This is a genomic window from uncultured Zoogloea sp., from assembly GCF_937894855.1.
Lineage (GTDB): Bacteria > Pseudomonadota > Gammaproteobacteria > Burkholderiales > Rhodocyclaceae > Zoogloea > Zoogloea oryzae.
Genome location: NZ_CALAYQ010000037.1, coordinates 130,110 through 155,801, shown reverse-complemented (window position 1 = coordinate 155,801; position 25,692 = coordinate 130,110). Strand labels below are relative to the sequence as shown.

General features: G+C 67.5%; 24 protein-coding genes and 1 tRNA gene. 14 read left to right on the top strand and 11 right to left on the bottom strand.

Annotated features, from left to right (window positions below; all coding sequences use genetic code 11):
• The coding region (locus Q0672_RS05170; RefSeq protein WP_298620441.1) for an efflux RND transporter permease subunit at positions 1-442 on the bottom strand (442 nt) is incomplete at its 3' end.
• A 13-nt stretch (positions 443-455) separates the two neighbouring features.
• On the bottom strand, positions 456-1,490 hold the full coding sequence (locus Q0672_RS05165; protein WP_298620439.1) for an efflux RND transporter periplasmic adaptor subunit: 1,035 nt from the start codon (positions 1,488-1,490) through the stop codon (positions 456-458).
• A gap of 255 nt (positions 1,491-1,745) precedes the next feature.
• Between Q0672_RS05165 and Q0672_RS05160 the strand changes: the two genes are divergently transcribed.
• On the top strand, positions 1,746-2,480 hold the full coding sequence (locus tag Q0672_RS05160) for a response regulator (RefSeq protein ID WP_153159619.1): 735 nt from the start codon (positions 1,746-1,748) through the stop codon (positions 2,478-2,480).
• Positions 2,480-3,547 (top strand): ATP-binding protein, encoded by a 1,068-nt coding sequence (locus Q0672_RS05155; protein ID WP_298620435.1) that lies wholly within the window; start codon positions 2,480-2,482, stop codon positions 3,545-3,547. Before Q0672_RS05160 ends, Q0672_RS05155 begins: the two co-directional genes overlap by 1 nt.
• Positions 3,548-3,566: 19 nt before the next feature.
• Here the strand turns inward: Q0672_RS05155 and Q0672_RS05150 are convergent, their stop codons facing one another.
• The 5 genes from Q0672_RS05150 to Q0672_RS05130 form a co-directional block, all read right to left on the bottom strand.
• Positions 3,567-4,334 carry a hypothetical protein gene (locus tag Q0672_RS05150; RefSeq protein ID WP_298620433.1) on the bottom strand — a complete coding sequence of 256 codons (768 nt, stop codon included), beginning with the start codon at positions 4,332-4,334 and terminating at the stop codon, positions 3,567-3,569.
• Between the two features lie 344 nt (positions 4,335-4,678).
• Positions 4,679-4,837: a hypothetical protein gene (locus Q0672_RS05145; protein WP_298620431.1), complete on the bottom strand. Its 159-nt coding sequence runs from the start codon at positions 4,835-4,837 to the stop codon at positions 4,679-4,681.
• A 52-nt stretch (positions 4,838-4,889) separates the two neighbouring features.
• A complete protein-coding gene (locus Q0672_RS05140; RefSeq protein ID WP_298620430.1) occupies positions 4,890-5,147 on the bottom strand; it encodes a hypothetical protein in 258 nt (85 codons plus the stop codon).
• 49 nt (positions 5,148-5,196) lie between these two features.
• A complete protein-coding gene (locus Q0672_RS05135) occupies positions 5,197-6,396 on the bottom strand; it encodes a glycosyltransferase (RefSeq protein ID WP_298620444.1) in 1,200 nt (399 codons plus the stop codon).
• Entirely contained in the window at positions 6,396-7,232 is an 837-nt protein-coding gene (locus tag Q0672_RS05130) for a UDP-2,3-diacylglucosamine diphosphatase (protein ID WP_298620428.1), read from the bottom strand. The genes Q0672_RS05135 and Q0672_RS05130 overlap by 1 nt, the downstream gene beginning before the upstream one ends.
• Before the next feature lie 136 nt (positions 7,233-7,368).
• Between Q0672_RS05130 and Q0672_RS05125 the strand changes: the two genes are divergently transcribed.
• Entirely contained in the window at positions 7,369-8,676 is a 1,308-nt protein-coding gene (locus Q0672_RS05125; RefSeq protein WP_298620426.1) for a magnesium and cobalt transport protein CorA, read from the top strand.
• A gap of 102 nt (positions 8,677-8,778) precedes the next feature.
• On the opposite strand, the gene Q0672_RS05120 is transcribed toward Q0672_RS05125, so the two are convergent.
• Together Q0672_RS05120 and rlmM are read right to left on the bottom strand one after the other, a co-directional pair.
• The gene (locus tag Q0672_RS05120; RefSeq protein WP_298620424.1) at positions 8,779-10,290 is read right to left on the bottom strand and encodes a DEAD/DEAH box helicase; all 1,512 of its coding nucleotides are present in this window, start codon (positions 10,288-10,290) and stop codon (positions 8,779-8,781) included.
• Positions 10,291-10,370: 80 nt separating this feature from the next.
• A complete protein-coding gene (gene rlmM / locus Q0672_RS05115; RefSeq protein WP_298620422.1) occupies positions 10,371-11,459 on the bottom strand; it encodes a 23S rRNA (cytidine(2498)-2'-O)-methyltransferase RlmM in 1,089 nt (362 codons plus the stop codon).
• A 190-nt stretch (positions 11,460-11,649) separates the two neighbouring features.
• On the opposite strand from rlmM, the gene Q0672_RS05110 reads away from it, so the two are divergent.
• Genes Q0672_RS05110 through Q0672_RS05100 form a run of 3 tightly spaced genes read left to right on the top strand, consistent with a single transcriptional unit; the run spans position 11,650 to position 16,073 of the window.
• Positions 11,650-12,687, top strand: a complete 1,038-nt coding sequence (locus Q0672_RS05110; protein WP_153159609.1) for an aldo/keto reductase — start codon at positions 11,650-11,652, stop codon at positions 12,685-12,687.
• A gap of 48 nt (positions 12,688-12,735) precedes the next feature.
• Positions 12,736-14,265: an HD-GYP domain-containing protein gene (locus Q0672_RS05105; RefSeq protein WP_298620419.1), complete on the top strand. Its 1,530-nt coding sequence runs from the start codon at positions 12,736-12,738 to the stop codon at positions 14,263-14,265.
• A gap of 5 nt (positions 14,266-14,270) precedes the next feature.
• On the top strand, positions 14,271-16,073 hold the full coding sequence (locus tag Q0672_RS05100) for a bifunctional diguanylate cyclase/phosphodiesterase (RefSeq protein WP_298620417.1): 1,803 nt from the start codon (positions 14,271-14,273) through the stop codon (positions 16,071-16,073).
• Here the strand turns inward: Q0672_RS05100 and Q0672_RS05095 are convergent.
• Entirely contained in the window at positions 16,061-16,528 is a 468-nt protein-coding gene (locus tag Q0672_RS05095) for a hypothetical protein (protein ID WP_298620415.1), read from the bottom strand. The genes Q0672_RS05100 and Q0672_RS05095 overlap by 13 nt on opposite strands.
• Positions 16,529-16,673: 145 nt before the next feature.
• Here Q0672_RS05095 and Q0672_RS05090 point away from each other — a divergent pair, with 145 nt between their 5' ends.
• The 4 genes from Q0672_RS05090 (at position 16,674) to Q0672_RS05075 (ending at position 19,958) form a co-directional block, all read left to right on the top strand.
• Entirely contained in the window at positions 16,674-17,978 is a 1,305-nt protein-coding gene (locus tag Q0672_RS05090) for an extracellular solute-binding protein (protein ID WP_298620413.1), read from the top strand.
• A gap of 10 nt (positions 17,979-17,988) precedes the next feature.
• Positions 17,989-18,744 carry a glycerophosphodiester phosphodiesterase gene (gene ugpQ / locus Q0672_RS05085; RefSeq protein WP_298620411.1) on the top strand — a complete coding sequence of 252 codons (756 nt, stop codon included), beginning with the start codon at positions 17,989-17,991 and terminating at the stop codon, positions 18,742-18,744.
• 77 nt (positions 18,745-18,821) lie between these two features.
• On the top strand, positions 18,822-19,790 hold the full coding sequence (ispB, locus tag Q0672_RS05080) for an octaprenyl diphosphate synthase (protein ID WP_298620409.1): 969 nt from the start codon (positions 18,822-18,824) through the stop codon (positions 19,788-19,790).
• A 91-nt stretch (positions 19,791-19,881) separates the two neighbouring features.
• Positions 19,882-19,958, top strand: a tRNA-Pro gene (locus tag Q0672_RS05075).
• A gap of 141 nt (positions 19,959-20,099) precedes the next feature.
• On the opposite strand, the gene Q0672_RS05070 is transcribed toward Q0672_RS05075, so the two are convergent.
• Positions 20,100-21,020 carry an AraC family transcriptional regulator gene (locus tag Q0672_RS05070; protein WP_298620407.1) on the bottom strand — a complete coding sequence of 307 codons (921 nt, stop codon included), beginning with the start codon at positions 21,018-21,020 and terminating at the stop codon, positions 20,100-20,102.
• Positions 21,021-21,364: 344 nt separating this feature from the next.
• On the opposite strand from Q0672_RS05070, the gene Q0672_RS05065 reads away from it, so the two are divergent.
• The 4 genes from Q0672_RS05065 to Q0672_RS05050 all read left to right on the top strand — a co-directional run bounded on the left by Q0672_RS05065 (position 21,365) and on the right by Q0672_RS05050 (position 25,688).
• Positions 21,365-21,823, top strand: a complete 459-nt coding sequence (locus Q0672_RS05065; RefSeq protein ID WP_298620405.1) for a (2Fe-2S)-binding protein — start codon at positions 21,365-21,367, stop codon at positions 21,821-21,823.
• A 10-nt stretch (positions 21,824-21,833) separates the two neighbouring features.
• Complete coding sequence (locus Q0672_RS05060) at positions 21,834-24,038, top strand: xanthine dehydrogenase family protein molybdopterin-binding subunit (RefSeq protein WP_298620403.1); 2,205 nt, start codon at positions 21,834-21,836, stop codon at positions 24,036-24,038.
• 72 nt (positions 24,039-24,110) lie between these two features.
• Entirely contained in the window at positions 24,111-25,109 is a 999-nt protein-coding gene (locus Q0672_RS05055) for an XdhC family protein (RefSeq protein WP_153159600.1), read from the top strand.
• Between the two features lie 3 nt (positions 25,110-25,112).
• Positions 25,113-25,688, top strand: a complete 576-nt coding sequence (locus tag Q0672_RS05050; RefSeq protein ID WP_298620401.1) for a nucleotidyltransferase family protein — start codon at positions 25,113-25,115, stop codon at positions 25,686-25,688.
• The last annotated feature ends 4 nt before the right edge of the window (positions 25,689-25,692 follow it).

The following is a 25,692-nucleotide window of genomic DNA, read 5'->3' as shown; positions in this document are numbered from 1 at the left end:
GCCCGTCGGTGGCCTTCAGCCCCACGATCATCAGGAAGGACGAGGCCGCGGATTCAAACTTGAGTCCGTTCTGGCGGACCACGGCCGGAAGCCTCGGTTCGACGGTCTTGATGCGGTTCTGCACGTCCACCTGCGCGAGCTCGGGATGGGTACCGGGTTTGAAGGTGATCCGGATCTCCGCCGAGCCGGAGGTGTCGGTGGACGATTCGAAGTAGAGCAGGTTCTTGACGCTGGACAGCTCCCGCTCGATGAGACCGACAACCGCGTCGTTCATGGTCTGGGGTGTGGCGCCGGGATACGCCGCGTAGATGCTGACCGCGGGCGGTGCGACGCTGGGATAGCGGGCGATCGGGAGTTTCGGGATCGCGATGAGACCTAGCAGGATGATGAAGAGCGCCACGACCCACGCAAAGACGGGTCGGCTGATGAAAAAGGCGGGCATGCTCGATCCTTTCTCAGTGCTTCGCCATGTCGGGCGAGGGCGGCGCGCCCTTCCACGGTTGCTCGGTCACGGCATCGCCGTCCTTGAGGCGATCCAGCCCCTCCACGACGAGCTTGTCGCCTGTCTTCAGGCCACCGGAAACAAGGTAGTGCCCATCCACCAGCTGGCCGAGCTGGACAGCCTTCTGGTGTGCCTTGCCCGATCCGTCGATGACCCAGACGCGGGCCAGCCCGTCGCCGGCCCGGAGTATCGACTGCTGCGGAACCAGCATCCCCTCGGTCGCCCCACCCTGGGGAACCCGGGCGCGGACGTACATGCCCGGGAGCAGCTGGCGCTCGGTGTTCTCGACGCGAATCCGCAGCACCACGTCGCCGGTTCCCGCGTCCACGTTGATGCCCGAGAACAGGATTTGACCCTTGACCGGATAGGGATTGCCCTGGGCGTCGAGAATCGTGGCCTGGCCGTCGGGCCCGTGGGGCCGGCCCGCCGATCGACGCAGGACTTCGAGCCGCGACGCCGGCTGACGGACATCCACATACACCTGATCAATCTGCTGGATGCGCGCCATCGGTGCCGTATCGGTGGTACCCACCAGGGCGCCTTCGGTCACCATCTCCTCGCCGATACGTCCCGAGATCGGTGCCCGGATGGTGGCGAAGCCGAGATCCAGCTGCTTGCGTGCCTGCGTTGCGCGGGCCTGGGCGACATCGGCCGCAGCCTGATTGCGCTGGGATACCGCGTCATCGTAGAGCTGACGGCTCACCGCGTCGGCCTCGACCAGGGGTTCGAGGCGTTCGACCTGCAACCTGACGCGTTCGAGTGCCGCCACGGCACGCTTGAGGGCCGCCTCCGAACTCTCGACCTCTGCCTTGAAGGGGGCCGGGTTGATCTGAAACAATGCCTGCCCCTCGCGCACCTCTGCGCCCTGCTCGAAAAGACGGCGTAGTACGATGCCGCCAACCTGGGGGCGGATCTCTGCGCTTCGCACGGCGGCAACTCGCCCCGGCAGTTCGTCCTGCAGGCGGACGGAAGTGCGCGCGACCTGCATGGTGGAGACGAGCGGCGGCTCGGGAGCTTGCGCCGGCGGCTCCCCGGAAGTGCAGGCCGAAAGTGCCACGGAGAGCCCAAGCAGCGAAATGCTGCGAAGAAGCGTTGTATGTCTCATGGAAGATCGGGGCTGGCCGGGCTTGACGCGACGCGGGCCGAACACAAAACCGCGAGCTTAGGCGCGCAGTGTTGGGCTTCAGCGGGAGAAGGATGGAGAAACGATGGAGACGGGCATCAATCTCCAGTGAGGATGCGGATGAATCATGGTTTTGAGCGACCTGCCGGTGGCGACGCCCAGGCGCTGGTGCTGATCGCAGAGGACGAACCGGAGATCGTGGACATCCTCAAGGCCTATCTGGCGCGGGAGGGAATACGTGCCGTGTGGGCCGCGGATGGTCGGGCTGCGCTCGACATGCACCTCGCCCTGAAGCCTGATCTGATGTTGCTGGACGTGCGGATGCCCTGCGTGGATGGCTGGCAGGTTCTGTCCGAGGTCCGGGCGCGGGGGCAGACGCCCGTCATCATGGTGACCGCCCACGATCAGGACATCGACAAGCTGATGGCCCTCAGGATCGGCGCGGACGACTACGTGGTGAAGCCCTTCAATCCGGCCGAGGTGGCTGCCCGGGTGCGTGCCGTGCTGAGACGGACGCGTCGCGTCGACTTTGAAAGTCGCGAGGTGCTGCGCGTGGGCTCGCTGGAGATCGATCTCGAGGCGTTCAGGGTGGCCGTGGTGCGTGACGATGCCTCGCGTCACGTCCTGAACCTGACCTTGACCGAGTTCCGTCTTCTGGCCCACCTGGCCCGGGCTCCGCGTCGGGTTTTCAGCCGGGCCGAGCTGATCGCTGCCTGCCTGCCGGAAGGGGAGGTGCTGGAGCGGACGGTCGATAGCCACATCAGCAAGCTGCGCCGAAAGCTGGAGGATGTGGGCGTCGAGGGCGTGCCCGTGAGTCTGCGGGGTGTCGGCTACCGCCTCGAGGAGACCGCCTGATGAGCAAGTCTGGCCTGAGTCGCCAGCTTGTGCTGTCCATGTCGGCGATGGCCCTGAGCGTGATGTTGCTGCTGCATGTCAGCTTCTACGTGTTCTACGCCATCGCAATGCGGCTCAATCCGTCCCTGGTCTCTCCGACCGCGGATAGCTGGCCGCCGACCACCTCGGAGTGGATCCTGATCGCAGCGATCACGCTCCTGGGCCTGGCGCTCGCGGTACACACGGCGACCCGCTTTTCCCGGCGCATCATCCAGCCCCTCAACTCGGTGACGGAGAGCGTGCGGCGGCTTGCCCACGGTGACCTCGACGCCCGGGCCCATGCCGAGGATCACTCGCCGGGCGAAGCCTCTGCGCTGGTGGAGGACTTCAACTCCATGGCCGAGCGCCTGCAGCGCATGACCGGCGAGCTTGTCATCTGGAATGCGGCCATTGCTCACGAACTCAGAACGCCAGTCACCATTTTGCGTGGGCGTCTGCAGGGATTGGCCGAAGGCGTGTTCCCGCCCGACGAGGCTTTGTTCCGCAGTCTGCTCGTGCAGGTCGAGGGCTTGTCCCGCCTGATCGAGGATCTGCGCGTGTTGAGCCTGGCCGATAGCGGCCATCTGAGCCTGCGTACTGATGTCGTCGATCTGGCGGCGGAGATCCGTGCCACTGTCGAGCTTGTCGAACCGGATCTGCGGGCCGCCCAGCTTGCCCTCGACGTGCGCCTGCCGTCCTGCCAGGTCGAGTGCGATGTGGCGCGTATCCGGCAGGTCGTGATTGCGTTGCTGGAAAACGCGCGGCGTTATGCAAAGCCCGGGGTGTTGTGCGTTGAAGGCGAATGCGATGGCGAGGCGTTCACGCTCGGCATCGAGGACGAGGGGCCGGGGATACCCGAAGCGGTGGCGGCCCACATCTTCGAGGCCTTCGTCCGCGGTGACGACTCCCGAGCGCGCAACCGTAGTGGCAGCGGATTGGGTCTGGCCATCGTCCGCGCCATCGTCCAAGCCCACGGTGGGAGCGTCGGATGTGCCGCCGGCAAGCGCGGGGGCACCCGCTTCACGTTCTCGATCCCCTGTCATCGATAGTCGATGAACGGCCAGGGCTTCAGGTGTTCAGCAACGCCTCCATCTGGGTAAAGAAACGTTTGTCGCGTTCATACTGCCCGTCGGCCAGAAAGGCCTTCTGAGCCTCCAGCGAAGCCAGGTAGTCGCTGACGATCCGGCGATAGCTGTCCATGCTGTCTGGTGCGTACCGCGGCCCCTGGCTTTGGCCGTCGATCTGCATGCCATAGATGGCGCCGTGCATCATCAGGCCGTAGGTCATCATGCTGCCCTCGTCCATGCCTGCCGTGGCCTGGAACCACGCTTCGCGGAATTCGGCGGGGGCGTCCCGGGGTGGGAAGTGGGCGGTGCGCGCGGCGCCCATTTCGTCGATTCCGTCATGGTTCAGATCAACGCTATAGCCCTCGGGCAGGAGCAGGTTGGCCGCGCCTTCTTCACTGAGCGTGGCAGTATCGATGGGGTCTGCGAGGCCATGATTCTGGCGCACCGCGTCCAGCTCAAGGGCTGACAGCGTCGCCAGAAACTGGCGGGCATCACCCAGATCGCCTGCGTCGTAGGCCTTGTTCAGGATCGCCGCGTAAGCAGCCTGGCTTGCGTCGCTGACGCCACGCAGCGCCGACAGCTCCGTATGCGTCGTGCCGAGAAGGTGCTCGAGTGTGCGCATCTCGGCGCTCGCCTGTCCATCGCTGCCCGCCGCCATCCGGGCTTGGAAGGCTGCCCGATAGGTCTCCTGGAAGCTGCTGTCCGGGGCTTCGCGGTAACTGCGGCGCTGGCTTGCCGTCATCGGCGTGCCGACTTCTCGAATAGCCATTGCTTGCCTCCTTTGCGGCAAGAATTGCCGCTGGGTTGGGTTTGGGGGATTACCCGTGGCAAGCAGCAGAAAGCGTGCCCGAGCCCATGTCGCAGGAATGCCGGCGACGCTAACCGGGCAGCGCAGCCGACCTGGAGCCGCATGTCGCCCATCGTGAATCTGCGAGCGGGGTCGGCTGAAGGGATCGGACTGAAATGCGCGATGGCTGGCGCCAACATGGGCTGACACTCGACGCGCGTGGGCTGCGGGTCTTTCCATCGACACGTGATGTCGACGAGCACCTGAGGCCCCGGCCCGCTCGGGTGCGGGTGATCCGACGAGGGGCGGGGGCCTGACTGGCTGGTTCAGCGTTCGTGGAGCCAGCGCTCGGCCTGAGGTGCGCTGTCGCGGGGAATCTGCAGACCGAGGGTGGACAGGCGGGCGAGCCGCGACGCACGGGTGGTTTCCGTGATCCAGCGGAGCACGTGGCACAGCCAGGCGGGCAGGCCATCGAGTTCATGCATGAGGGCGCTCCGGTTCAAGTGGCGAAGCGCTGCAGTATTCACGCGCCGGGCTTCAGTTTGATGACGTCATGCCGATTGGAAGCGGTTTTCTGCTTCCGGTGACGCGGAAGGCTTGCGTCCGCAGGGATTGGGACTGGGCCAGGTTGCGCTGGGATTGTTGCTGGCCGAAGGCGTCGCGCTCGCTCACCGGGCGCCGGCTGGCCTCGATGGAGCGGATGCAGCGCCAGCGGGTGCGGCCCCCGCTGACGATCTTCTGCATCGCTTCCGGTGGATGGTAGGTCATGCAGTGGTAGCAATAGACGCTGTTCATCGCAGGGGCTCCTCCGGGTTTCGACGGTGATTCGGGCTTGGGCGGATGCTCAGGACACGGCTTCCGGGCCCTCCGCGGGCTGGACGACACGGCGGTGGGCCGGATGGCGTGCCAGGGTCTTGCGGTAGAAGTCGGCCAGGCGACCGGCCATCGCCATATCGGACCATCCCGCAGCCGTGATCGGTGCCTGCTCGGCCAGCGCTTGGCAGGCCGGCGGATCAGCCAGCAGGGTGCCGACTATCCGGCCGAAGGCGCCGGGCTCATCCGGTGCGGAGACGCAGCCCGGCGCGTCGGCCAGGATGTCGGCGGTGCCCATCGCCGCCAGCGCTACCACCGGCGTGCCGGCAGCCAGGGCTTCGATCAGCACCAGCCCCTGGGTTTCGGTGCGGGACGCGAAGACGAACAAAGTGGCAGCGGCGTAGCAGTCAGGCAGGTCGCGCTCCCGGTCGAGATAGCCGAGGAAGCGTACCGAGGCCTCCAGCCCGAGCCGCGCGGCCTGACGGCGCAGGTCGTCCATCGCCGGGCCTTCGCCGGTGACGAGGAGGAGGGCGTCCGGGCAGTGGCGGATCGCCTCGGCAAAAGCCTCGATCAGGAAGCCGATGTTCTTCTCGTGGGCGACGCGGCCCACGTAGAGCGCCAGCGGGCGGTCGGCGCTGATGCCGTGGCGCTGGCGGAAGGCACTGCCGTCGCCGGTCGCGAACCGCGCCAAGGGAATGCCAGTGGGCAGGATCTCCATCGGCGTCGTCACGCCGTAGCCGCCAAGCCGACCGGCCATGGCCGACGAGGGCACGACCACCGCATCCACCCCGTTGCACTGGCGCCGCGAGAAGCGCCGGGCCAGCCCGCGCAGCCAGCTGGCAGGGAGGAAGGGCACGTAGTGCTGGAGGTATTCCTCGAACAGCGTGTGGTAGGTGACGACCACCGGCATGCCCAGGTGACGCGCGGCGGCGAGGCCGGCGTAGTGGGCGATGAAGGGTGTCTGGATGTGGATCAGGTCGCAGTCGGCGGCGGCTTCCAGCACCCGGCGGTGCATGCCGTGCCACGACACCAGCCGGTCTTCCGGGTCGTTGGGCAGGCGCCTGCCGGGCACGCGGACGATGCCTGGCTCGTCGGGCTCGTCGCCGTAGCGGGGCACCACCAGGCGCACCTCGACGCCTTCGCCGGCCAGCGCCCGGCGGAAGGTTTCCATCGAGGTGGACACGCCGTTGATGCGCGGGAAATACACGTCCGAAACCATCAGCACACGCATCATCGGGAGGCTTTCATGGCAATGCCGGCAGCTTCGGCGGCGGGGGATGGGATGGCCTGGGGCGCGTCGTCTTCGACCGCGGCCGGAAGCGCGAGGGGCCGGCCGGCACCCCACACCACCAGCTCCAGCCGGCCGTCGAAGTGTTCGACGATGGCGGTGCACGAATCGACCCAGTCGCCGCAATTCACGTAGAGCAGGCCGCCGATCTCCTTGATCGTGGCCCAGTGGATATGGCCGCAGACCACGCCGTCGAGGCCGCGCTCGCGGGCGTGGTGGATGGCCGAATCCTCGAAATCGAAGATGAAGTTGAGGGCCGTCTTGATGCGTCGCTTGGCGTAGCCGGCCAGCGACCAGTAGCCCGAGCAGCCGAGCTTGCGGCGCACCCACGACAGCCACAGGTTGAGGCGCACCAGCTGGTTGTAGGCCACGTCGCCGAGCACCGCGACCCAGCGGTGGTGGCGCGTCACCTGGTCGAAGATGTCGCCGTGGATCAGCAGCAGGCGCTTGCCGTCGGCGGTCTCGTGGATCGCCTCGGGTAGCACCTCGACGCCGCCGAAGGCGTTGCCTACGTAGTCGCGCAGCACCTCGTCGTGGTTGCCCGGGATGAACACGATGCGCTCCCCGTGGCGGGCCCGGCGCAGGAGCTTCTGGACGACGGTGTTGTGGCTGGGCAGCCAGCAGATGCTGCGGTGCATGGCCCAGAAGTCGACGATGTCGCCGATGAGGTAGGTCTGCTCGGCCTGGTAGTCACGCAGGAATTCCAGCAGATGGTCCGCCTGGCAGGCCCGCGTGCCGAGGTGGATGTCGGAGAGGAAGAGGGAGCGCACTTGCTGCATGCCCGCAACCGTAGCGGCGCAAGATGAACGCGCCGTGATGGATATGTTGAGCTTTGATGGCTGAGGCGGCTGTCACGCGGGCGTTACAGGCAGGCCTTAAGCTGGCTGCCGGGCCCGGCCAACAGCAAAGGAAGACATGTCCGCCAACAACATCGAGGAGCTGCTGCGAAAACATCGGCTGGTGGAGGATGTGGTGCATAACCAGAACATGCCTCGCCGCCAGCTGGTGGAGGTGATGGTCCACCGCAAGCACCTCGCCGAGATCCAGACCCTGCTGGCGCGCTTGCCGGCGGGCGAGATCGGCCGGCTGTTCGACGCGCTGGCGCCGGACGATGCGGAGCTGCTGTGGAAGCAGCTCGCGGCGAGCCGCCGGCAGGCGGTGCTGTGGGAGGTGGCCGAACCGCTGCGGGCCCGGCTGGCCGGCAGCCCCGAGGCGGCGGTGTCGGACAGCCAGCTCAATGCCTTCGAGCTGGTGGAGGGCCGCCTGCGCCAGCGGCCGATCACCGGCCGGCAGGACATGGACGGGATCACGCCCATGTGGGTGGATCTGGTCAATCCGACGCCGGCCGAGCGCGCCTACGTCGGCGAGCGCTTCGGCGTGCGCCTGCCCGATCCGGGCGAGGCGACCGACCTGGAGGTGAGCTCGCGCTTTCAGGTGGAGGAGGACGGCGACATCCACCTGCATTCCAATTTCCTGCTCGACCGGGACGGGGACGCGCGCAGCGTGCCGGTGCTGTTCATCCTCCACGCCGGCGTGTTGTTTACGGTGCGCAATGAGGAACTACCCGTCTTCCGCCTGCAGCGCCGGCGCACCCACGCCCAGCCGGGCTACGTGACGGACTGTCTCGATCTGCTGATCGACCTCTACGGGGCCGACGTGGAGTACTGCGCCGACGCGCTGGAGAACATCTACGCCAAGCTCGGCGAGGTGGGCCGGCAGGTGCTGGGCGCGACCATGAGCGACGGCGAGGCGGCGGCAACGTTGGCGGTGATCGCCGAGGAGGAGGACATCAACGGGCGTATCCGCAGCAACATCCTCGATACCCAGCGGGCGCTGTCCTTCCTGATGCGCGGCAGGGTGCTGTCGCCGGGCCAGCAGGACGACACCCGGCAGATATTGCGGGACATCGAATCCCTCAACAGCCACACGGCCTTCCTGTTCGACAAGATCAACTTTCTGATGGACGCGACGATCGGCTTCATCAACATCAACCAGAACCAGCGGGTGTCCCAGCTGACGGTGCTGGGCATGGTGTTCATGCCGATCAACATTCTGGCGGGGATTGGCGGGATGTCGGAGTTCTCGATGATGACCGAGGGCATCCCGTGGCCGATCGCCTACGGGGGGTTCGTGATGGGGGCGGGGCTGATCGGCTGGGGCACCTACCGGCTGCTCCAGTACCTGGAGGTGCGGAAGGCGAAGGACGCCGGGCGGAAGGCGTAAGGGTGCGCTTGCCGCCAGGTAGTGCTCGGTGGCAATGCTTTTGATGCGAAGAGGGATTTCTGGCGGACACCGCCCGGCGGGGCCGGGCGGGGAGGGTGATGCTTAGTGCTTGCGGCCCAGGCCGCCGAGGAGGAAGGCGATCGGCCGCTGGGGCTTCTGGCCGCTGCGCAGCTCGGCGATGGCGGAATCGCCTTCGGTGCTGCCGGCTTCACCGGCGGGGTTGCGCTGCTCGTAGGGCTTGCTGAAGTCGAAGCCGTCCGGGGCGATGTGCGAGGGCTGACGCGAGCGGTGGCCGCGCTCACGGGGTTCGCGGGTTTCACGGGCTTCCCGCGGTTCGCGTTCGCTGCGCTTGCGGCGCTCGCTGCTGCCTTCGGCGGCACGGGGTGCGGCGGATGGCGACGGAGCACTACTGCTGCTGCTGCTGCTGCTGCGACGGCGCTTGCCGCCTTCGGCGTCGAAGAAGTCGGGCTCGGGATCGTAGCCGGGGACGACTTCCTGGCGGATCTCCAGCTTGATGAGCTTCTGGATGTCGGCGAGGCGGTGGCGCTCTTCGGAGCTCACCAGCGACACGGCCTTGCCCTTCTTGCCGGCCCGGCCGGTGCGGCCAATGCGGTGGACGTAGTCTTCGGCGGTGTGGGGCAATTCGAAGTTGATGACCGAGGGCAGATCCTCGATGTCGAGGCCACGAGCGGCCACGTCGGTGGCTACCAGCACGCGTACCTTGCCGCTCTTGAAGTTTTCGAGGGTTTCGGTGCGGGCCTGCTGGCTCTTGTCGCCGTGGATCGAATCGGCCGAAATGCCGTGGCGTTCGAGGAAGTGGGCGAGGCGGCTGCAGGCGAATTTGGTATCGACGAAGACCAGCACCTGGTTGGTTTCGTCTTCGTGGCGGACGATGTGGGCCAGCAGGTTGCGCTTGAGGCCGCTGGACACCGGGTGCACCACGTGGTCGATGGTCTCGCTGACCATGTTGCGGCGGGCGACCTCGATGAGCTGCGGGTTCTTCAGCATCTGGTCGGCGAGCTTCTTGATCTCGTCCGAGAAGGTGGCGGAGAACAGCAGGCTCTGGCGGTTGGCCGGCAGCAGCGCGAGGATGCGGCGGATGTCCGGGATGAAGCCCATGTCGAGCATGCGGTCGGCTTCGTCGAGGATCAGGAACTCGACCTGCCCGAGGGCGATGGTCTTCTGCTGCACGTGGTCGAGCAGGCGGCCGGGGGTGGCCACCACGATCTCGATGCCGCGGCGCAGTTCCTGGATCTGGGGGTTCATGTCCACGCCACCGTAGATGCAGGTGCTGCGCAGGGGGACATGCTTGGAATACATCTTGACCGACTCGTAGACCTGCATCGCAAGCTCGCGCGTCGGGGCCAGGATCAGGGCGCGCACCGGGTGGCGGGCGGGGCTGGTCGAGGTGCTGGCGTGGCGGGCAAGACGGTTGAGCAGCGGCAGGGTGAAACCTGCGGTCTTGCCGGTGCCCGTCTGGGCGCCGCCCATGACGTCATGACCGGCAAGGACGACCGGGATCGCCTGATGCTGGATGGGCGTCGGCGTGGTGTAGCCGGCATCGGTGACGGCTTGCAGGATTTCGGGAATGAGGCCGAGTTCGGAGAACGACATGGGTGTGGTCACGTTGTGGGTGCCGCCACTTTACTGCGGTGCACCATAAAAACAGTCAGACATTATACATCGCGCACGCCCTAGCGCCGCGTGAGATAGCACGTGACCTCTTCGCGATCATGATAAAGGTGCTTGATTCGCAAAATGTATTTGATCCCGGCGGCGGACAGGCGGGCGTCGATCAGGGCGCGGCAGCGTTCCACTTCCTCGTGGCGGCGCTTCATGGGCAGCTTGAGGTTGAAGATGCTGCGCCGGCAACGCCCGGTGGCAAACCAGTCGGCGATCAGCGGGGCGATCCGGGAGGGCTGCTCGACCATGTCGCAGACCAGCCAGTCCACGGCCTTCTTGGGCTTCCAGGTGAAGCCGTCGGCGCGCAGGTGTTCGATCAGGCCGGTGGCGATGGCCGACGGGGCGAGCGGGCCGTTGTCGATGGCGGTGACGCGGATCCCGCGGCTGGCGAGCTGCCAGCTCCAGCCGCCGGGCGCGGCGCCCAGGTCGACCGCGGTGAGGCCCGGGCGCAGGGTGGATTTCTGTTCGTCGGCGGTAAGCAGCGTGAGGAAGGCTTCGGCCAGCTTGAGGGTCGAGCGGCTCGGCGCCTCCTTGGGCATGCGCAGGCGCGGGATGCCCATCGGCCAGGCGGAGCCCTCGCTGGCGAGGCTGACGCCCAGCCAGGCGCGCCGGGGGCCTTCGAAGAACACGTGCAGGCGCGGCAGGTGGGGCGAATCCGGGCGCAGCAGGCCGTCCTTGGCGAGGGCGTCTTCGAGCAGCGGGCCGAAGCGGCGCAGGAAGCCGGACTGCTCCTTGCCGTCGTTGGTGTCCGGGGTTTCGGGCAGCAGCGCCGAGAAGCGCTCGCCGGTGGCGGCGATGGCCTCGCGCAGCGGGGTGAGGCGGTCGCGGTCAGGCAGGTCGTCGAGCACCGCGAGCACCTGGAAAGCCTGGCGGCTGAAGATCAGCCGGGTCAGGTCAAGGCGGCGGCGGATGACGTCGTGGGCTTCGGGCGCGGTCAGCTCGAAGATCACGAAACCGCTATTCGGCTGGGTGTCGGTTTCGCCGGTGAAGCGCGCGGCGCGGGCGGCGGCAGTGAGTTCGGCGCTGGCGTCGGCTTCGAAGCCGGGGCGGCATTGCACCAGAATGCCGAGGGCGGCGCAGGGCGAGGGGGCGGACGTCATGGATTTGTAACCGGGGCGGAGGGCGGCGGTGTCGGGTGTAATATCAGGGGTGGGCGATCCGGAACATGCAGACCCAACCGGCATCCGGACTGTTCGTGCGCCGGACGGCGCTTGGCCCGGATGATAACCGATCATCGCGTACCCTCCCGTGCGCCCCGCCTTTGCCGCCGTTTTTGTGGAGATTTGTCTGATGGAGTACCGCAAGCTTGGCGCCAGTGATCTGCTGGTGTCGTCCGTGTGCCTCGGCACGATGACCTTCGGGCAGCAGAATTCCGAAGCCGAGGCCCATGCCCAGCTGGATGCTGCCTTTGCCGCGGGCGTCAATTTCATCGATACCGCCGAGATGTACCCCGTGCCGCCGAAGGCCGAGACCAGCGGTGCGACCGAGAAGATCGTCGGTAGCTGGCTCAAGGGCCGCGCCCGCGACTCCGTGGTGCTGGCCACCAAGTTCACTTCCGCCGGCCGCGCCCTTGGATGGATCCGCGGCGGCCCGCTGTCCAACGGCCGCGAGACCATCCGCGACGCGGTGGAGGGCAGTCTGCGCCGCCTGGGCACCGATTACATCGATCTATACCAGATCCACTGGCCCGACCGTAACCAGCCGATGTTCGGCCAGTGGCGCTTCGATCAGGGTACCGAGCGCGAGTGCACGCCGATCCGCGAGCAGATGGCGACCCTCGGCGAGTTGGTGAAGGAGGGCAAGATCCGCCACGTCGGGCTCTCCAACGAGCATCCGTGGGGGGTGATGGAATTCCTCCGCGCTGCCGACGAGCAGGGTCTCGCCCGCGTGGTGTCGGTGCAGAACGCCTACAACCTGATGAACCGGGTCTTCGAGCAGACCCTGGCGGAAGTGTGCTTCCGCGAGAACGTGAGCCTGCTGCCGTATTCGGTGCTGGCCTTCGGGTTGCTGTCGGGCAAATATCTCGACAATCCGCCGTCCGATGGCCGGATGACGCTCTTTCCGGGCTTCGGCCAGCGCTACGACAAACCCGGCGTGGCGCCGGCGGTAGCCGCCTACGCCGCGCTGGCTCATCGATACGGGATGACGCCCGCCGAACTGGCGGTGGCCTTCGTGGCGAGCCGGCCGTTCGTGGGCAGCACCATCGTCGGCGCGACCACGCTTGCCCAGCTGGAGGCCAACCTGAAAGCCTGCGCCCGCAAGCTTGATCCCGAGGTGGTTGCCGAAATTGATGCTCTGCATCTCAAGTTTACGAATCCAGCGCCGTAAATGCCGGGTCGCCCGCGTGTGTGTGTGGGCGCCCATTTTGGGGAGGGTGTGTTGAAGGAAATTGTGGCGGCTCAGGACGTGCGGATTGGCATGTTCGTTTCCGAGCTGGATCGTCCGTGGCTGGAGTCGCCGTTCCTGCTCCAGGGCTTCCTGGTCGAGGATCAGGCGACGCTGGACCAGTTGCGCAGTGTCTGCCGCTTTGTCTATGTGGATCGGGCCCGGTCGGCCGGCGATGCCTGGCGTGCGCCTGCGCCCGAGGCGGATGCCGATAAGCCCGAGCGCAATCCCTCGCTGGCCTCCTTTCAGGTGCCGTCGGAAGTGCGTCGCCGTCCGACCGACTTCTTCGCGTTGCTGCGTTCCCTGCGGGCCGCGAACCGTGAGCAGGCGGCCGACGAAGGCGGTACCTCGTCGGCGCCCTGGTGTCACATCTATCCCGATGCCCCGGCGGCGCGTCCCCAGGGCGTGGCCGAATCCCGGCCCGACGATTATCTCGCCAGTGCTTCCGGCCGCCCCTTCATCACTGGCAGCAGTGGGCCGGGCCGGCGTGGCAGCGCCCGCCTGACGGTCGAGGACGACGGTCGTGGTCCGGGCGTCGGTGGAGTCGGCATGGTCCACACCGCACCCACCGTGCCGGTCGAAGAAGAGATCGTGGCCGCCTTGCCGCTGGTCGACGAGGCTCACATGCTGCTGGAGCAGGTGGCCCAGGATGTCCAGCGCAGCCTCAATCCGGATCTCGAACGGCTGCGCGGCGTGGTTTCCGAGCTGGTGCTGAGCGTCGCCCGCAACCCGGACGCGCTGGTGTGGCTGTCCCGGCTCCGGCAGACCGACCAGTACAGTTACGACCACTCCCTCGATGTGTCAGCCCACGTGATGATCTTCGGTCGCTACCTGGGTCTCGGAGAAGAATCCATCGCCGCGCTGGGCATGGCGGGCATGCTGCAGGACGTGGGCAAGCTGCGTCTGCCGGTGCGCCTGCTGCAGAAGGCCGGGCCGGTGTCGCCGCGGGAATACGAGATCTTCAAGACCCACGTGGAGTATTCGCTGCAGGTTCTGGCGGATTCGCCCCACGCCACGCCCCAGGTGCTCGAGATCGTCGCCCGCCACCACGAACGCTGCGACGGCAGCGGCTATCCCCATGGCCTGAAGGGCAACGAGGTCGGGCTGATGGGCGAGATCGCCGGCATCTGCGACATCTACTGCGCGATGACCCGCGAGCGGCCCTATGGCGAGGCGGCGAGCTCCCAGTCGGCCCTCGACGCGGTGCGCGCCCAGCGGGGTACGTGCTTCTCCGAGAGCACCGTGGATCAGTTCGTCCAGTGCATCGGCCTTTATCCGGTGGGCACGCTGGTCGAGCTCAACTCCGGCGAGGTGGCGGTGGTCGTCGCCCAGAACCGCATCCGGCGCCTCAAGCCGCGGGTGATGATCCTGCTCGGGCCCGACAAGAAACCCAACCCTTACCCCCACACCCTCGACCTGCTCTACGATCTGCCTTCCGCAACCGGCGAGCCCTACGCCATCATCCGGGCCCTGCCGCCCGGCGCCTATGGCGTCGAGCCTTCCGAGTTCTACCTGGCGTAGCACGCATGGTTTCGCCCTTTGACCGCCATTACAGTTACGTCGTCGATGATGACGTGCTGAAGCGTCTGCTCCTCCGCTACGGCCTCGGCCAGGGCGAGCAGGCGGCGGTCCGGGCCTTCGGTCGCATCGTCGACGCATCCGACATGGCTCAGGCGCTGCTGGAGCGGCTCCATCTGGCCGATGCGGGCATTTCCGACGGCACGGTCGAGCCGGCCCTGCGGGATTTCTGCAGGGATCTGGCGCGCATCTCCGAATGGGATTTCACTCCGGGCTGGCCGGCGGGTCTCGCCGCCCGCTGGGCCGAGTGCTATCTGGCGGGCGCGGTGGCGGAGTTCCCGTTCGTCGCCATCGAGGCGCTCATCGCCCTGTGCCAGCAGCGCCTGTTTGGCGAGCGGGCGATGGTCTATCGGCTGGAGCTCGACATCCTCAACGCGCTGGTGCGCCTCGGCTGGTGTCTGGGCGGCCTGCTGTCCGACGTGGCCATCGAGCACGAACAGTCCTTCCGCCTGTCGGCCGAAGATGGCGACCCGGTGCTGGGGATTCCCAACCGTCGGCGCTTCCTGATGCTGCTCTCCGACCGCCTCGACAGGATCGGCGCCGGGCGGCAGCTCGGGCTGGTGATCGTGCAGGTGGAGTGGGGCCGTTCGGCCGACGTGCTGGCCCTCGACGAGCGCGACCAGCTGCGCCTCGCCCTGTCTGAGGTGATGCGCTCGATGCTGCGCCCTAGCGACATCCTGTGCGCCCTGGGCGACGACGCGTGGGCGGCGATCCTGCCCGATCTGCATCACCCGGCCCAGGTTTCCCTGGCCGGCCACAAGCTGGTGGACGCCTGCGAGGTGCTGCGCTCCAACAACTTCCCGGCCCTGCGCGGGCGTTTTTATTCCGGCGGCGCCTGGGCGCCCGAACACGCCGGCGACCCCCTCGGCCTCGAGCAGGCTGCCCGCGCCGCGCTGGTGGTGGCCCGCTCCACCGGTCAGCCCTGCGACGTCTACGGCGGCGAAGTGGTGGTGCGTGCCGAAAACGACGCCAATTTCGAGATGGAAGTCGCCCGGGCCCTCGAAGCCCAGCATTTCCAGCTCTACCTGCAACCCCAGGTCGAACTCCCGTCCCGCAGGGTGGTCGGCGCAGAGGCGCTGCTGCGCTGGTCGAGGGCGGATGGCCGCGCGGTGCCGCCGCCCGAGATCCTGCGGGTGGTCGAGCGCATCGGCCTGATGCCGGTGCTGTCCCGCTGGGCGATCCAGCAGGCGGCGCAGATCCTCGCCGCGCTGGCCACGGCCGGTTGCGGTGTGCGGGTATCGGTGAACATCGTGGCCGAAGACCTGCGGGATTCCGAACTGCCGATCTTCATCCGCCAGACTTGCGACACCTGGCGCGTGGCGCCGTCACGGCTGTGTTTCGAGATCACCGAAGGCGGGCTGGTGTCGGGCGAGGGCATGTCGGTGCGCACCCTCGAGGCCCTGCGCCAGGGCGGCGGTCGGCTGGCGCTGGATGATTTCGGCACCGGCTACTCGTCGATGGACTACCTGCGGCGCCTGCCGGTGAGCGAGGTCAAGCTCGACAAATCCTTCGTCGAGCGCATCACCGCGTCCGACAACGATCGGGCGATCGTCGAGCTGATGGTGCGCATCGCCCACACCTTTGGGCTGGAGGTGGTGGCCGAAGGCGTCGAGACGGCCGAGACCGAGGCAGTGCTGCTGGAGATGGGCTGCAACTGCGCCCAAGGCTACCACTACGCGCCGGCGATGTCGGTGGATGATTTCGTGATGTGGTGGAAGACGTCCGGGGAGGGCGTCGCTCACTCCGCCTGACGGCGGCGCTTGCGGGGTGTTTCGGCTTCGGCGGCCGGCGCTTCATCGGCCTTGGCGTGGCCACCGTCGGCGGATTCGCCCTCAGCGCCGGATTTCTTTTCCCCTTCGTCGCCCCCTTCGCCCTTGGCGTGCTTTGCCTTGGCCGGCTTGGCGGCGCCCGGCGGCGGAGGCGGGGGAAGCTGCGGCGCGACCTCGGCGATCTTGTTCTCGGCCATGTAGTCGTTCATTTCCTTCCAGCCGGCAAAAACTGCCGCCCGCTGGGCGGTGGGGTTGAGGGTGAAGCAATCCTCGATGGCGCGCCCCGCATGCCGGCAGGCGCTGCCCACGGCCTTGCCATCCTCCTCCGACTGGGCCTCGGTCTTGGCCGGGTCGGGTATGCCGAGGCGATCACAGCCGGCTAGGGCGGCGGAGGCGATCACGAGTCCGAAAACGAGGGGCAGGGCGGGTCGGGTCATGGCGGAAAATGCGATCAATAGGCGCTGCAAGGTCAACGGCGCCCGTGATGAGGACTTGAACATTCGCTTGCAAGTTGCCATCGAGATGCCCGGGTCGGGCTTTATAATCCGCTGTTGTTCCGATTTATCCCCTGACACGACTCCCATGATCAAATTCAGCCGTACCGCCCTGTGCGCAGCCATCGCCGGTCTGTGCGTCAATGCCGCCGTCGCCGCCCCCAAGAAGCCCGCCGCCAAGGCCGAGGCGCCCAAGGCCGCGGCCGTTGCCGACGTCGCGGCAACCGAGATCGAGCTGGTTCATAGCCTCGGCGCCGACAAGGGCGCGCAGCTCCAGAAGCTGGTCGACCGCTACAACGCCGGCAACCCGAACGGCCCGAAGATCGTCATCCGCGACCGGGCCTGGAACGCCGGCGCCACGCCGCACCTGATGATCCTCGGCGAGCGCGATCTGCCCGCCTTCCTGTCCGGCCCGCAGCGCTATCGTCCGCTCCATCAGGTCATGAAGGAAGCCGGCGTGGCGATGGAAACCCTGCGCGCCCCGGCGATGATGACGCCGACCCCGTTCGACGCCCAGAAGCGCCTGATCGCCCTGCCGGTGGGTCTGTCCACCCCGGTCATGTTCTACAACAAGGACGCCTTCAAGGCCGCCGGCCTCGATCCGGAAGTCCCGCCCAAGACCTGGCAGGAACTCCAGGCCGCCCTCGGCAAGGTTGTCGCCAACGGCCAGGCCTGCCCCTACACCACCACCCAGCCGGCCTGGATCCTCGTCGAGAACATGAGCGCCTGGCACAACGAGCCGGTCGTGACCGAAGGCAAGAAGACCTCCCTCGCCATCAACGGCATGCTCGAAGTCAAGCACGTGGCGATGCTCTCGTCCTGGTACAAGGCCCGCTACCTGCAGCTCTTCGGTCGTGACGAAGAGGCCATCGAGCACTTCTCGAACGGCGAGTGCGCGGTGCTGACCGCCGCCTCCGGCGTGTGGCCGACCCTGCAGCGTGAGGCCAGCTTCAAGGTCGGCGTCGCGACGCTGCCTTACCACGAGGAATACTACGGCGCGCCCCAGAACACCCTCGCCGATGGCCCGGCCATGTGGGTTGCCGCCGGCAAGAAGCCCGCCGAGTACAAGGCTGTCGCCCGCTTCGTCAATTTCTGGCTGACCGGTGAAAGCCAGGTCGAATGGCAGCGCAACGCCGGTTACCTGCCCCTCAACCGCGCGGGCCTGCTGGCTTCCGAGAGCCGCCTGCTGGCTGCCGATCTGGTCAACATCCACGTTGGCGTGAAGCAGCTCACCAACAAGCCGGTGACGGCCGCCTCCAAGGCGAGTTCCTACCCGCAGCGCGCCGCCGTGCGCCGCATCATCGAGGAAGAACTGGAATCCGTGTGGGAAGACCGCAAGCCTTCCAAGCTCGCCCTCGACACCGCGGTGGCCCGTTCGCGTACTGTCGACTGAGCTGTCCGGCATGTCCGACTGGGGTTGGCCCGGCGTGATCGCCCACCGCTGCGGCGGGGCGCTCGCGCCGGAAAACACCCTGGCCGGGCTCGGCATCGCCGCCCGGCTGGGCTGCGTCGCGGTCGAGTTCGACGCGATGCTCTCGGCCGACGGCGTGCCGCTCCTGATCCACGACGAAACCCTCGATCGCACCGCCGGCGTGCCGGGCAGGGTGGCCGAAATGCCCGCCGACGCGCTGCTCGCCACCGACGTGGGCAGCGTGTTTCATCCCGCGTTTCGCGGCGAGACCATTCCCCGCCTGATCGACGCCCTGGCACGCTGCCGGGCGCTGGGCCTGGCGGCCAACCTCGAGATCAAGCCCGCGACCGGCGTCGAGATCGAGACGGGCCGGGCGGTGGGCATGTTGCTGGCGTCGATGGCGCCGGAAGAGCGCCCCGTGCTGCTGCTCTCGTCCTTCTCGGCGGATGCGCTCCGGATTGCGGCCGGCTGCGTGCCGGAGATTCCCCGTGCCTTTCTCGTCGAAGCCTTTGACGACACGGCCATCGACACCGCGCTCGCCCTTGGCTGCCAGTCGCTCAACCTCTCCCGGCAAGGGCTTTTGTCCGCGCATGTGGCGGCCGTGAAGAAGGCCGATCTGCGCTGCCTTGTGTACACCGTCAATCAGCCAGATGAAGCCCGCCGGCTCGACGCGTGGGGCGTGGATGGCGTGTTTTCCGATCGTCCCGATCTATTGCTTCCGGTTTCAGCCAGCCAGAATCCTGCCTGATCGGCCTTGATCCGGTCGGCTTGACTCGATGGCAGCATCCCCCCTAACATCGCGTTTTTCCTATTCCGGGCAGTGCCTTGTCTCTCTCGCAGCTCTACGCGCCGATCGCCGAAGACATGAAGGCGCTCGATGCCGTCATCCGGGATCGTCTCTACTCCGACGTCGTTCTCATCCGCCAGGTCGCCGAGTACATCATCGGCAGCGGAGGCAAGCGCCTGCGTCCGGCCATGGTGTTGTTCACCGCTGGCGCCGCCGGATATCAGGGTAGCAACCACCGCGAGCTCGCGGCGGTTGTCGAGTTCATCCACACCGCCACGCTGCTCCACGACGACGTGGTCGATGAATCCGACCTGCGCCGCGGCAACAAGACGGCCAATGCCATGTTTGGCAACGCCGCCTCGGTGCTGGTGGGCGATTTTCTCTATTCCCGTGCCTTCCAGATGATGGTCGGCGTCCAGAACATGCGCGTGATGCAGGTTCTGGCCGACGCCACCAACGTGATCGCCGAAGGCGAAGTGCTGCAGCTGCTCAACTGCCACAACGCCGATGTCGAGGTGGAAGACTACCTGCGCGTGATCCGCTACAAGACCGCCAAGCTCTTTGAAGCCGCCGCGCGTCTCGGCGCGATCCTCGGTGGCCTGCCCGCCGAGAAGGAAGAGCAGGTCGCGGCCTTCGGCATGCACATCGGCACGGCGTTCCAGCTGATCGACGACGTGCTCGATTACTCCGGCGACGAGGCCGACACCGGCAAGCACATCGGCGACGACCTCGCCGAAGGCAAGCCCACGCTGCCGCTCATCCACGTGATGAAGCACGGCAGCCCGGAACACGCGGCCTGTGTGCGCAGCGCCATCGAAAACGGTGGCCGTGACGATTTCGCTGCGGTGCTCACCGCCATCCGTGCGAGCGGTGCGATCGAAGCGACCCGCAAGGTGGCCGAAGCCGAAGCCCAGCTGGCCCTGGATGCTCTTGAAGCGCTGCCCCCTTCCGTTTTCAAGGACTCCTTGGTAGAATTGTCAAAGTTCGCAGTCGCACGGAAATATTGATGTTCGGCAGCTGTACGCCGGATTTCGATGTCAAGTGTGGCTGTTTTGTTTTAGCGCTGGTGATTGTTGCCAGCGTGAGCAGTAAAAGCGTCGGGGAATAGCTCAGCCTGGTAGAGCACTGCGTTCGGGACGCAGGGGCCGGAGGTTCGAATCCTCTTTCCCCGACCACTCATTCCCGCTGGGCCCGCCGGGGTCTGGCAGCAAAATGGAGCATCGCCGTTATGGCCATGCTCCATTTTTGTTTGTGTCGCCCGGGTTTCGTGGGCCGATACAGGCCGATCTCTTTCCCCGTTCTTCCTGGCGCTGTCTTCAGCGCATGCGCGCCACATCCCGCAGGGGTGGGGCGCCGAACAGGCGGCGGTATTCCCGGCTGAACTGCGACGGGCTCTCGTAGCCCACCCGGCGCGCCACCGAGGCGGCGTCGAGGGATTCGAGCAGCATCAACTTGCGGGCTTCCTGCAGGCGGATCTGCTTCTGGTATTGCAGCGGGCTCATGGCGGTGAGCGCCTTGAAGTGCTGGTGCAGCGTCGATTTGCTCATGTTGGCCGCATCGGCCAGGGCCTCGATCGACAGGGGCTGGTCGAAATTCTCCTTGATCCACGCCACCGCCCGGGCGGTGCGATGACTCTGGCTGTCGGCTGCGGCAATGGCCCGCAGGCGCAGGCCTTGTTCGCCGGTGAGCAGGCGGTACAGCAACTCGCGCTCGTGCAGCGGTGCCAGCACCGGGATGTCGCGGGGTGCATCCAGCAGCCGGGCGAGGCGCAGCAGTGCGTCCATCACCGGCAGGGTGAGCGCGCTCACTCCCAGCCCGAGCTGCCCGTTTCCCGGCGAGGGCGGGGCCAGTTGCAGGGTGCTGGCGAGCTCGGCGATCTTGTGGGCGTCCATGTCGAACACCGCGCACAGGTAGGGCTTGTCGGGCGTGGCCTCGGTGATCTGGCCCATCACCGGCAGGTCCACCGAGGTGATCAGGTAGTGGCGGCTGTCGTACTGGAACTGCTCATCGGCCAGCACGAGGCGCTTGCTGCCCTGCACGGCCACCGCCAGCACCGACCGGTACACCGCGCAGATCGGCGTGCTGGTGCTGGAGGCGCGGAACAGGCTGAGGCCCGGCACGGGCGTCGCGACGGGGCCGTCTTCGGTGCAATATCGTTCAATGATGTCAGCCAGCGCCTGGCGTGCGGCGTCGAGCGCGGCCGCCTCGGCGGGTGGCGGAAAGCCTGATGTGATCATGGTTTTTCCTTGTAGTGAGCTCGCCGGAGATTAACTCCGGGCGGGGTGGCAGGTCACGCGTCAGAAGCAAGTCTGGAGAATCGGGCAAGAATCTCACAGGATTCTGCAATGCCATCCAGCTTGAGGTGGGCTAAATTTCCGAGGGTGACGGTCGGGAATTATCCGGCGGAGAGGCGTGAGGAGTAAGGCGTGAGGAGACCGGGCTGAAACTCAGCGCGCTGGCGCAGGCGAGCGCAACGGGATCAGTCAAGACCCCTCCCTGCTTACTCCTCACTCATCCCCGCCCGACTGCCCGCCAGCCAGACCCAGACAAGAACTACTCGTACCCCCTTCGGAGATTGAAAATGATCCAGCTCACCGTGAACGGCAAGGCCCGCAAGGCCGACGTCGACGCCGACACCCCGCTGCTATGGACGCTGCGGGATTCCCTGCTTCTCACCGGCACCAAGTTTGGCTGCGGTGCCGGCCTGTGCGGCGCCTGTACCGTGCATGTGAATGGCCAGCCGGTGCGCTCGTGCATCACGCCCGTGGCCGATGTGGCGGGCAAGAAGGTCACCACCATCGAGGCCGTGGATGGCTCCCGCGTGGGCAAGGCGGTGCAGGAGGCGTGGCGCAAGCTGGACGTGGTTCAGTGCGGCTACTGCCAGTCCGGCCAGATCATGAGTGCGGTCAGCCTGCTCGAAGCCAATCGTAAGCCCACCGACGCCGACATCGACGCCGCGATGGCGGGCAACCTGTGCCGCTGCGGCACCTACGTGCGCATCCGCGCTGCCATTCACGAAGCCGCCAAGGCCCTGGCGTAAGGAGCCCAGCATGACGATCGAACGCCACATCCCCATCGAAAACCTCTCCCGCCGCGGCTTCCTGCAGGGCGCTGCCGGCCTCACCCTCGGCCTCGCCGTGCCGGGCATCGGCCACGCCGCCAAAACTGCGACGACCGGCGCCGCGGCAGCCAGCTTTGCGCCGACGCCCTTCCTGCGCATCGGCGCCGACAACTCCGTCACCGTGATCTCCAAGCACCTGGAGATGGGGCAGGGCACCTACACCGGCCTCGCCACCATCGTCGCCGAAGAACTCGACGCCAGCTGGGCGCAGGTGAAGGTGGAGGGCGCCCCGGCCGACGCCAAGCGCTACAACAACCTGTTCTTCGGTGCTGCCCAGGGCACCGGCGGCAGCACCGCGATGGCCAACTCCTGGGGGCAGATGCGCCAGACCGGCGCCACCGCCCGGGCGATGCTGGTCTCCGCCGCAGCCAAGAAGTGGAACGTGCCGGCCGCCGAGATCAGCGTGGCCGAAGGCGTGGTGCGCCACGCCGCCAGCGGCCGCAAGGCGAGCTTTGGCGAGTTGGCCGAAGCCGCCGCCCTCGAAGCCGTGCCGGCCCAGGTCGCCCTCAAGGACCCGAAGGATTTCCGCCTGATCGGCAAGCGCGCCCCGCGCAAGGACAGCGCCGCCAAGACCGACGGCTCGGCCCAGTTCACCCAGGATCTGCACCTGCCCGGCATGCTGGTGGCGGTGGTCGCCCACCCGCCGCGCTTTGGCGGCAAGGCGAAGTCGGTGGATGCCAGCAAGACCAAGGCCATCAAGGGCGTGGTGGATGTGGTGACGGTGCCCGCCGGCGTGGCCGTGCTGGCCCGCGACACCTGGAGCGCCAAGAAGGGCCGCGACGCGCTGGTGGTCGAATGGGATGACAGCGCCGCCTTCAAGCTGGGCTCCGACGAGATCCTCGCCCGCTACCACGAGCTGGCTGGCAAGCCGGGCCTTGTGGCGCGCACCCAGGGCGACGCCCCTGGCGCCATCACTGGCGCAGCCAAGGTGGTCACTGCCAGCTACGATTTCCCCTACCTCGCCCACGCGGCGATGGAGCCGATGAACTGCGTCGTCCAGCGCACTACCGACGGGCTGGAGGTGTGGAACGGCGAGCAGTTCCAGACCGTCGATCAGGCCACGCTGGCGGCGATGTTCGACCTGCCCCCCGAGAAGGTGACGATCCACATGCTCTACGCCGGCGGCAGCTTCGGCCGGCGGGCGTGCACCCAGTCCGACTACCTGCGTGAGGCCGCGTCCATCGTCAAGGCCAGCGGCACCAAGGCCCCGGTCAAGCTGGTGTGGATGCGCGAGGACGACATGAAGGCCGGCTACTACCGCCCGATGTTCCACCACCGCATCGAAGCCGCGCTGGACGACGACGGCAGCATCCGCGCGTGGCGCCACCGGCTGGTGGGCCAGTCGATCATCACCGGCTCGGCCTTCGAGTCGGTGATGGTGAAGGACGGCATCGACGCGGTGTCGGTGGAGGGCGCGGCGAACCTGCCCTACGCGATCCCCAACCTGCAGGTGGAGCTGCACACCCCTAAGGACATCGGCGTGCCGGTGCTGTGGTGGCGCTCGGTGGGCTCGACCCACACGGCGTACTCCACCGAAACCTTCCTCGACCGGCTGGCCGCCGAATCGAAGCAGGATCCCGTCGCGATGCGCCTCAAGCTGCTGGCCAAGCATCCGCGCCATTCGGCGGTGCTCCGGCTTGCGGCCGAGAAGGCCGGCTGGGGCACGCCGCTGGCGGCGGGCAAGCCGGGCGAGCGGCGCGGTCGCGGCGTGGCGGTGCATGAATCTTTCCACTCCTTTGTTGCCCAGGTGGCCGAGGTGACGGTGGCCGCCGACGGCAGCGTGAAGGTGGATCGCGTCGTCTCGGCCGTGGATTGCGGCATGGCGATCAACCCGGACAACGTGCGGGCCCAGGTGGAAGGCTCGGTGGGCTTTGCCCTGTCGGCTGCGCTGCACGGCGAGATCACCCTGAAGGACGGCGTGGTGGAGCAGGGCAACTTTGGCGAGTACGCGCCGATCCGCATCAACGAGATGCCGAAGGTGGAGGTGCACATCGTCCAGTCTGCCGAGAACCCCACCGGCATCGGCGAACCCGGCGTGCCGCCGGTGGCGCCGGCCGTGGCCAACGCGATCGCTGCGGCCACCGGGCGGTGGCTTACCCGGCTGCCTTTCCAGGCCAACGCGCTGAAGGTCTGACGATGACTGCCGCGCGTGCTGTGGGCGGCCTCGGTCGCCCACAGCACGCGCTTTGCCAAAAGGAGGCAAATCATGGATAGCCAGGATCTGCAGGTGCTCGCGGCCCTGCGACGCTGGTCGGCGGGCGGCCACCGGGCGGCGCTCGTCACCGTGGCCCGCACCTGGGGCTCGGCGCCGCGCCCGGCGGGGGCATGGATGGCCCTGCGGGATGATGGCCGGGTGCAGGGCTCGGTGTCTGGCGGCTGCATCGAGGACGACCTCGTCGCCCGAATGCTCGATGGCCGCATCGCCGGCAGCCAGCCTTTCGTGCTCACCTACGGCGTGACCCGCGACGAGGCGGCGCGCTTTGGCCTGCCCTGCGGCGGCACGCTGGAGCTGGTGGTGGAGCCGGCGCTGGAGATGGCCCGGCTCGCCGATCTGGCGGCCCGCATCGAGGCCGGCCAGCTGGTGCGGCGCGACGTGGACATCGACACCGGCGCGGTCAGTGTTGCCGATGCCTGCCGGGGCGAGGCGCTCGTCTGGGACGGGCGGCGCCTGTCGACGATCCACGGCCCGCGCTGGCGGCTGCTCATCATCGGCGCCGGGCAGATCGGGCGTTATCTGGCGCCGATGGCTCAGGCGCTGGATTACGCAGTGAGCGTGTGCGACCCGCGGGAGGAGTACTCCGCCGAGTGGGACGTGCCCGGCGCGCCGCTGGTGCCCGGCATGCCCGACGACGTGGTGACGGCGATGCTTCCCGATCCCCACACCGCCATCGTCGCACTCACCCACGACCCCAAGCTGGACGATATGGCGCTCCTCGAAGCGCTCAAGTCGCCGGCTTTCTACGTGGGGGCGCTGGGCTCGCGGGTCAATAACGCGACTCGGCGGGCGCGGTTGCTGGAATATTTCGACCTGTCGGAAGGCGAGGTCGGGCGGCTCCACGGCCCCATCGGCCTGCCCATCGGCAGCCGCACGCCGCCGGAGATCGCGGTGTCCATCCTCGCCGAGATGACCGCGGTGAAGAACGGCGCGGCGGTGATCCGCCCCGAACCCGCCACGCCGGCCAGCGCTGGCTGCGGGCTGGGCTAACCGGTGGCGCGGATCGTCGGCCTGCTGCTGGCGGCCGGTCAGGGGCGGCGCTTCGGGGCCGACAAGCTGCGCCAGCCGCTGGCCGACGGCACGCCGGTGGCGGTGGCCGCCGCCCGCGCGCTGAATGCCGCGTGCCCCGAGAGCATCGTGGTGCTGCGCCCGGAGCAGGATGAACTCGCCGGGCTGATCGAAGCCGAGGGGCTGACGGTGATCCGCTCTGCCGCCGCCCATGACGGCATGGGCTACAGCCTGGCCGCTGGTGTGGCGGCAAGCCCGGATGCAGACGGCTGGCTGGTGGCGCTTGCCGACATGCCGCGCATCCGCGTGGCGACGCTCCGCTCGGTCGCAGATGCCATTGCCAACGGTGCCGCCCTGGCAGCGCCGACCTACGCCGGCCAGCGCGGGCATCCGGTGGGTTTTGCGGCGCGCTGGCGCGATGCGCTGATGGCGCTGGAGGGCGACGAAGGCGCCCGTTCGATCATCCGGCGCAACGCTGGCTTGCTGCACGTCATCGGAACGGACGACCCCGGTGTGCTGCAGGACGTGGATACGCCGGCCGATCTGGCGGCGCTGGGCTGAGGCG

What these genes read in the sequence shown, in the direction of transcription:
- Q0672_RS05125 (WP_298620426.1), top strand. Translation starts at nt 7,369, where the DNA reads ATGTCCGCCAACAACATCGAGGAGCTGCTGCGAAAACATCGGCTGGTG.
- rlmM (WP_298620422.1), bottom strand. Translation starts at nt 11,459, where the DNA reads ATGACGTCCGCCCCCTCGCCCTGCGCCGCCCTCGGCATTCTGGTGCAA.
- Q0672_RS05120 (WP_298620424.1), bottom strand. Translation starts at nt 10,290, where the DNA reads ATGTCGTTCTCCGAACTCGGCCTCATTCCCGAAATCCTGCAAGCCGTC.
- Q0672_RS05160 (WP_153159619.1), top strand. Translation starts at nt 1,746, where the DNA reads ATGAATCATGGTTTTGAGCGACCTGCCGGTGGCGACGCCCAGGCGCTG.
- Q0672_RS05145 (WP_298620431.1), bottom strand. Translation starts at nt 4,837, where the DNA reads ATGCATGAACTCGATGGCCTGCCCGCCTGGCTGTGCCACGTGCTCCGC.
- Q0672_RS05140 (WP_298620430.1), bottom strand. Translation starts at nt 5,147, where the DNA reads ATGAACAGCGTCTATTGCTACCACTGCATGACCTACCATCCACCGGAA.
- Q0672_RS05155 (WP_298620435.1), top strand. Translation starts at nt 2,480, where the DNA reads ATGAGCAAGTCTGGCCTGAGTCGCCAGCTTGTGCTGTCCATGTCGGCG.
- Q0672_RS05100 (WP_298620417.1), top strand. Translation starts at nt 14,271, where the DNA reads ATGGTTTCGCCCTTTGACCGCCATTACAGTTACGTCGTCGATGATGAC.
- Q0672_RS05090 (WP_298620413.1), top strand. Translation starts at nt 16,674, where the DNA reads ATGATCAAATTCAGCCGTACCGCCCTGTGCGCAGCCATCGCCGGTCTG.
- Q0672_RS05135 (WP_298620444.1), bottom strand. Translation starts at nt 6,396, where the DNA reads ATGCGTGTGCTGATGGTTTCGGACGTGTATTTCCCGCGCATCAACGGC.
- Q0672_RS05165 (WP_298620439.1), bottom strand. Translation starts at nt 1,490, where the DNA reads ATGCAGGTCGCGCGCACTTCCGTCCGCCTGCAGGACGAACTGCCGGGG.
- Q0672_RS05110 (WP_153159609.1), top strand. Translation starts at nt 11,650, where the DNA reads ATGGAGTACCGCAAGCTTGGCGCCAGTGATCTGCTGGTGTCGTCCGTG.
- Q0672_RS05060 (WP_298620403.1), top strand. Translation starts at nt 21,834, where the DNA reads ATGACGATCGAACGCCACATCCCCATCGAAAACCTCTCCCGCCGCGGC.
- Q0672_RS05150 (WP_298620433.1), bottom strand. Translation starts at nt 4,334, where the DNA reads ATGGCTATTCGAGAAGTCGGCACGCCGATGACGGCAAGCCAGCGCCGC.
- Q0672_RS05130 (WP_298620428.1), bottom strand. Translation starts at nt 7,232, where the DNA reads ATGCAGCAAGTGCGCTCCCTCTTCCTCTCCGACATCCACCTCGGCACG.
- Q0672_RS05095 (WP_298620415.1), bottom strand. Translation starts at nt 16,528, where the DNA reads ATGACCCGACCCGCCCTGCCCCTCGTTTTCGGACTCGTGATCGCCTCC.
- Q0672_RS05070 (WP_298620407.1), bottom strand. Translation starts at nt 21,020, where the DNA reads ATGATCACATCAGGCTTTCCGCCACCCGCCGAGGCGGCCGCGCTCGAC.
- Q0672_RS05055 (WP_153159600.1), top strand. Translation starts at nt 24,111, where the DNA reads ATGGATAGCCAGGATCTGCAGGTGCTCGCGGCCCTGCGACGCTGGTCG.
- ugpQ (WP_298620411.1), top strand. Translation starts at nt 17,989, where the DNA reads ATGTCCGACTGGGGTTGGCCCGGCGTGATCGCCCACCGCTGCGGCGGG.
- Q0672_RS05065 (WP_298620405.1), top strand. Translation starts at nt 21,365, where the DNA reads ATGATCCAGCTCACCGTGAACGGCAAGGCCCGCAAGGCCGACGTCGAC.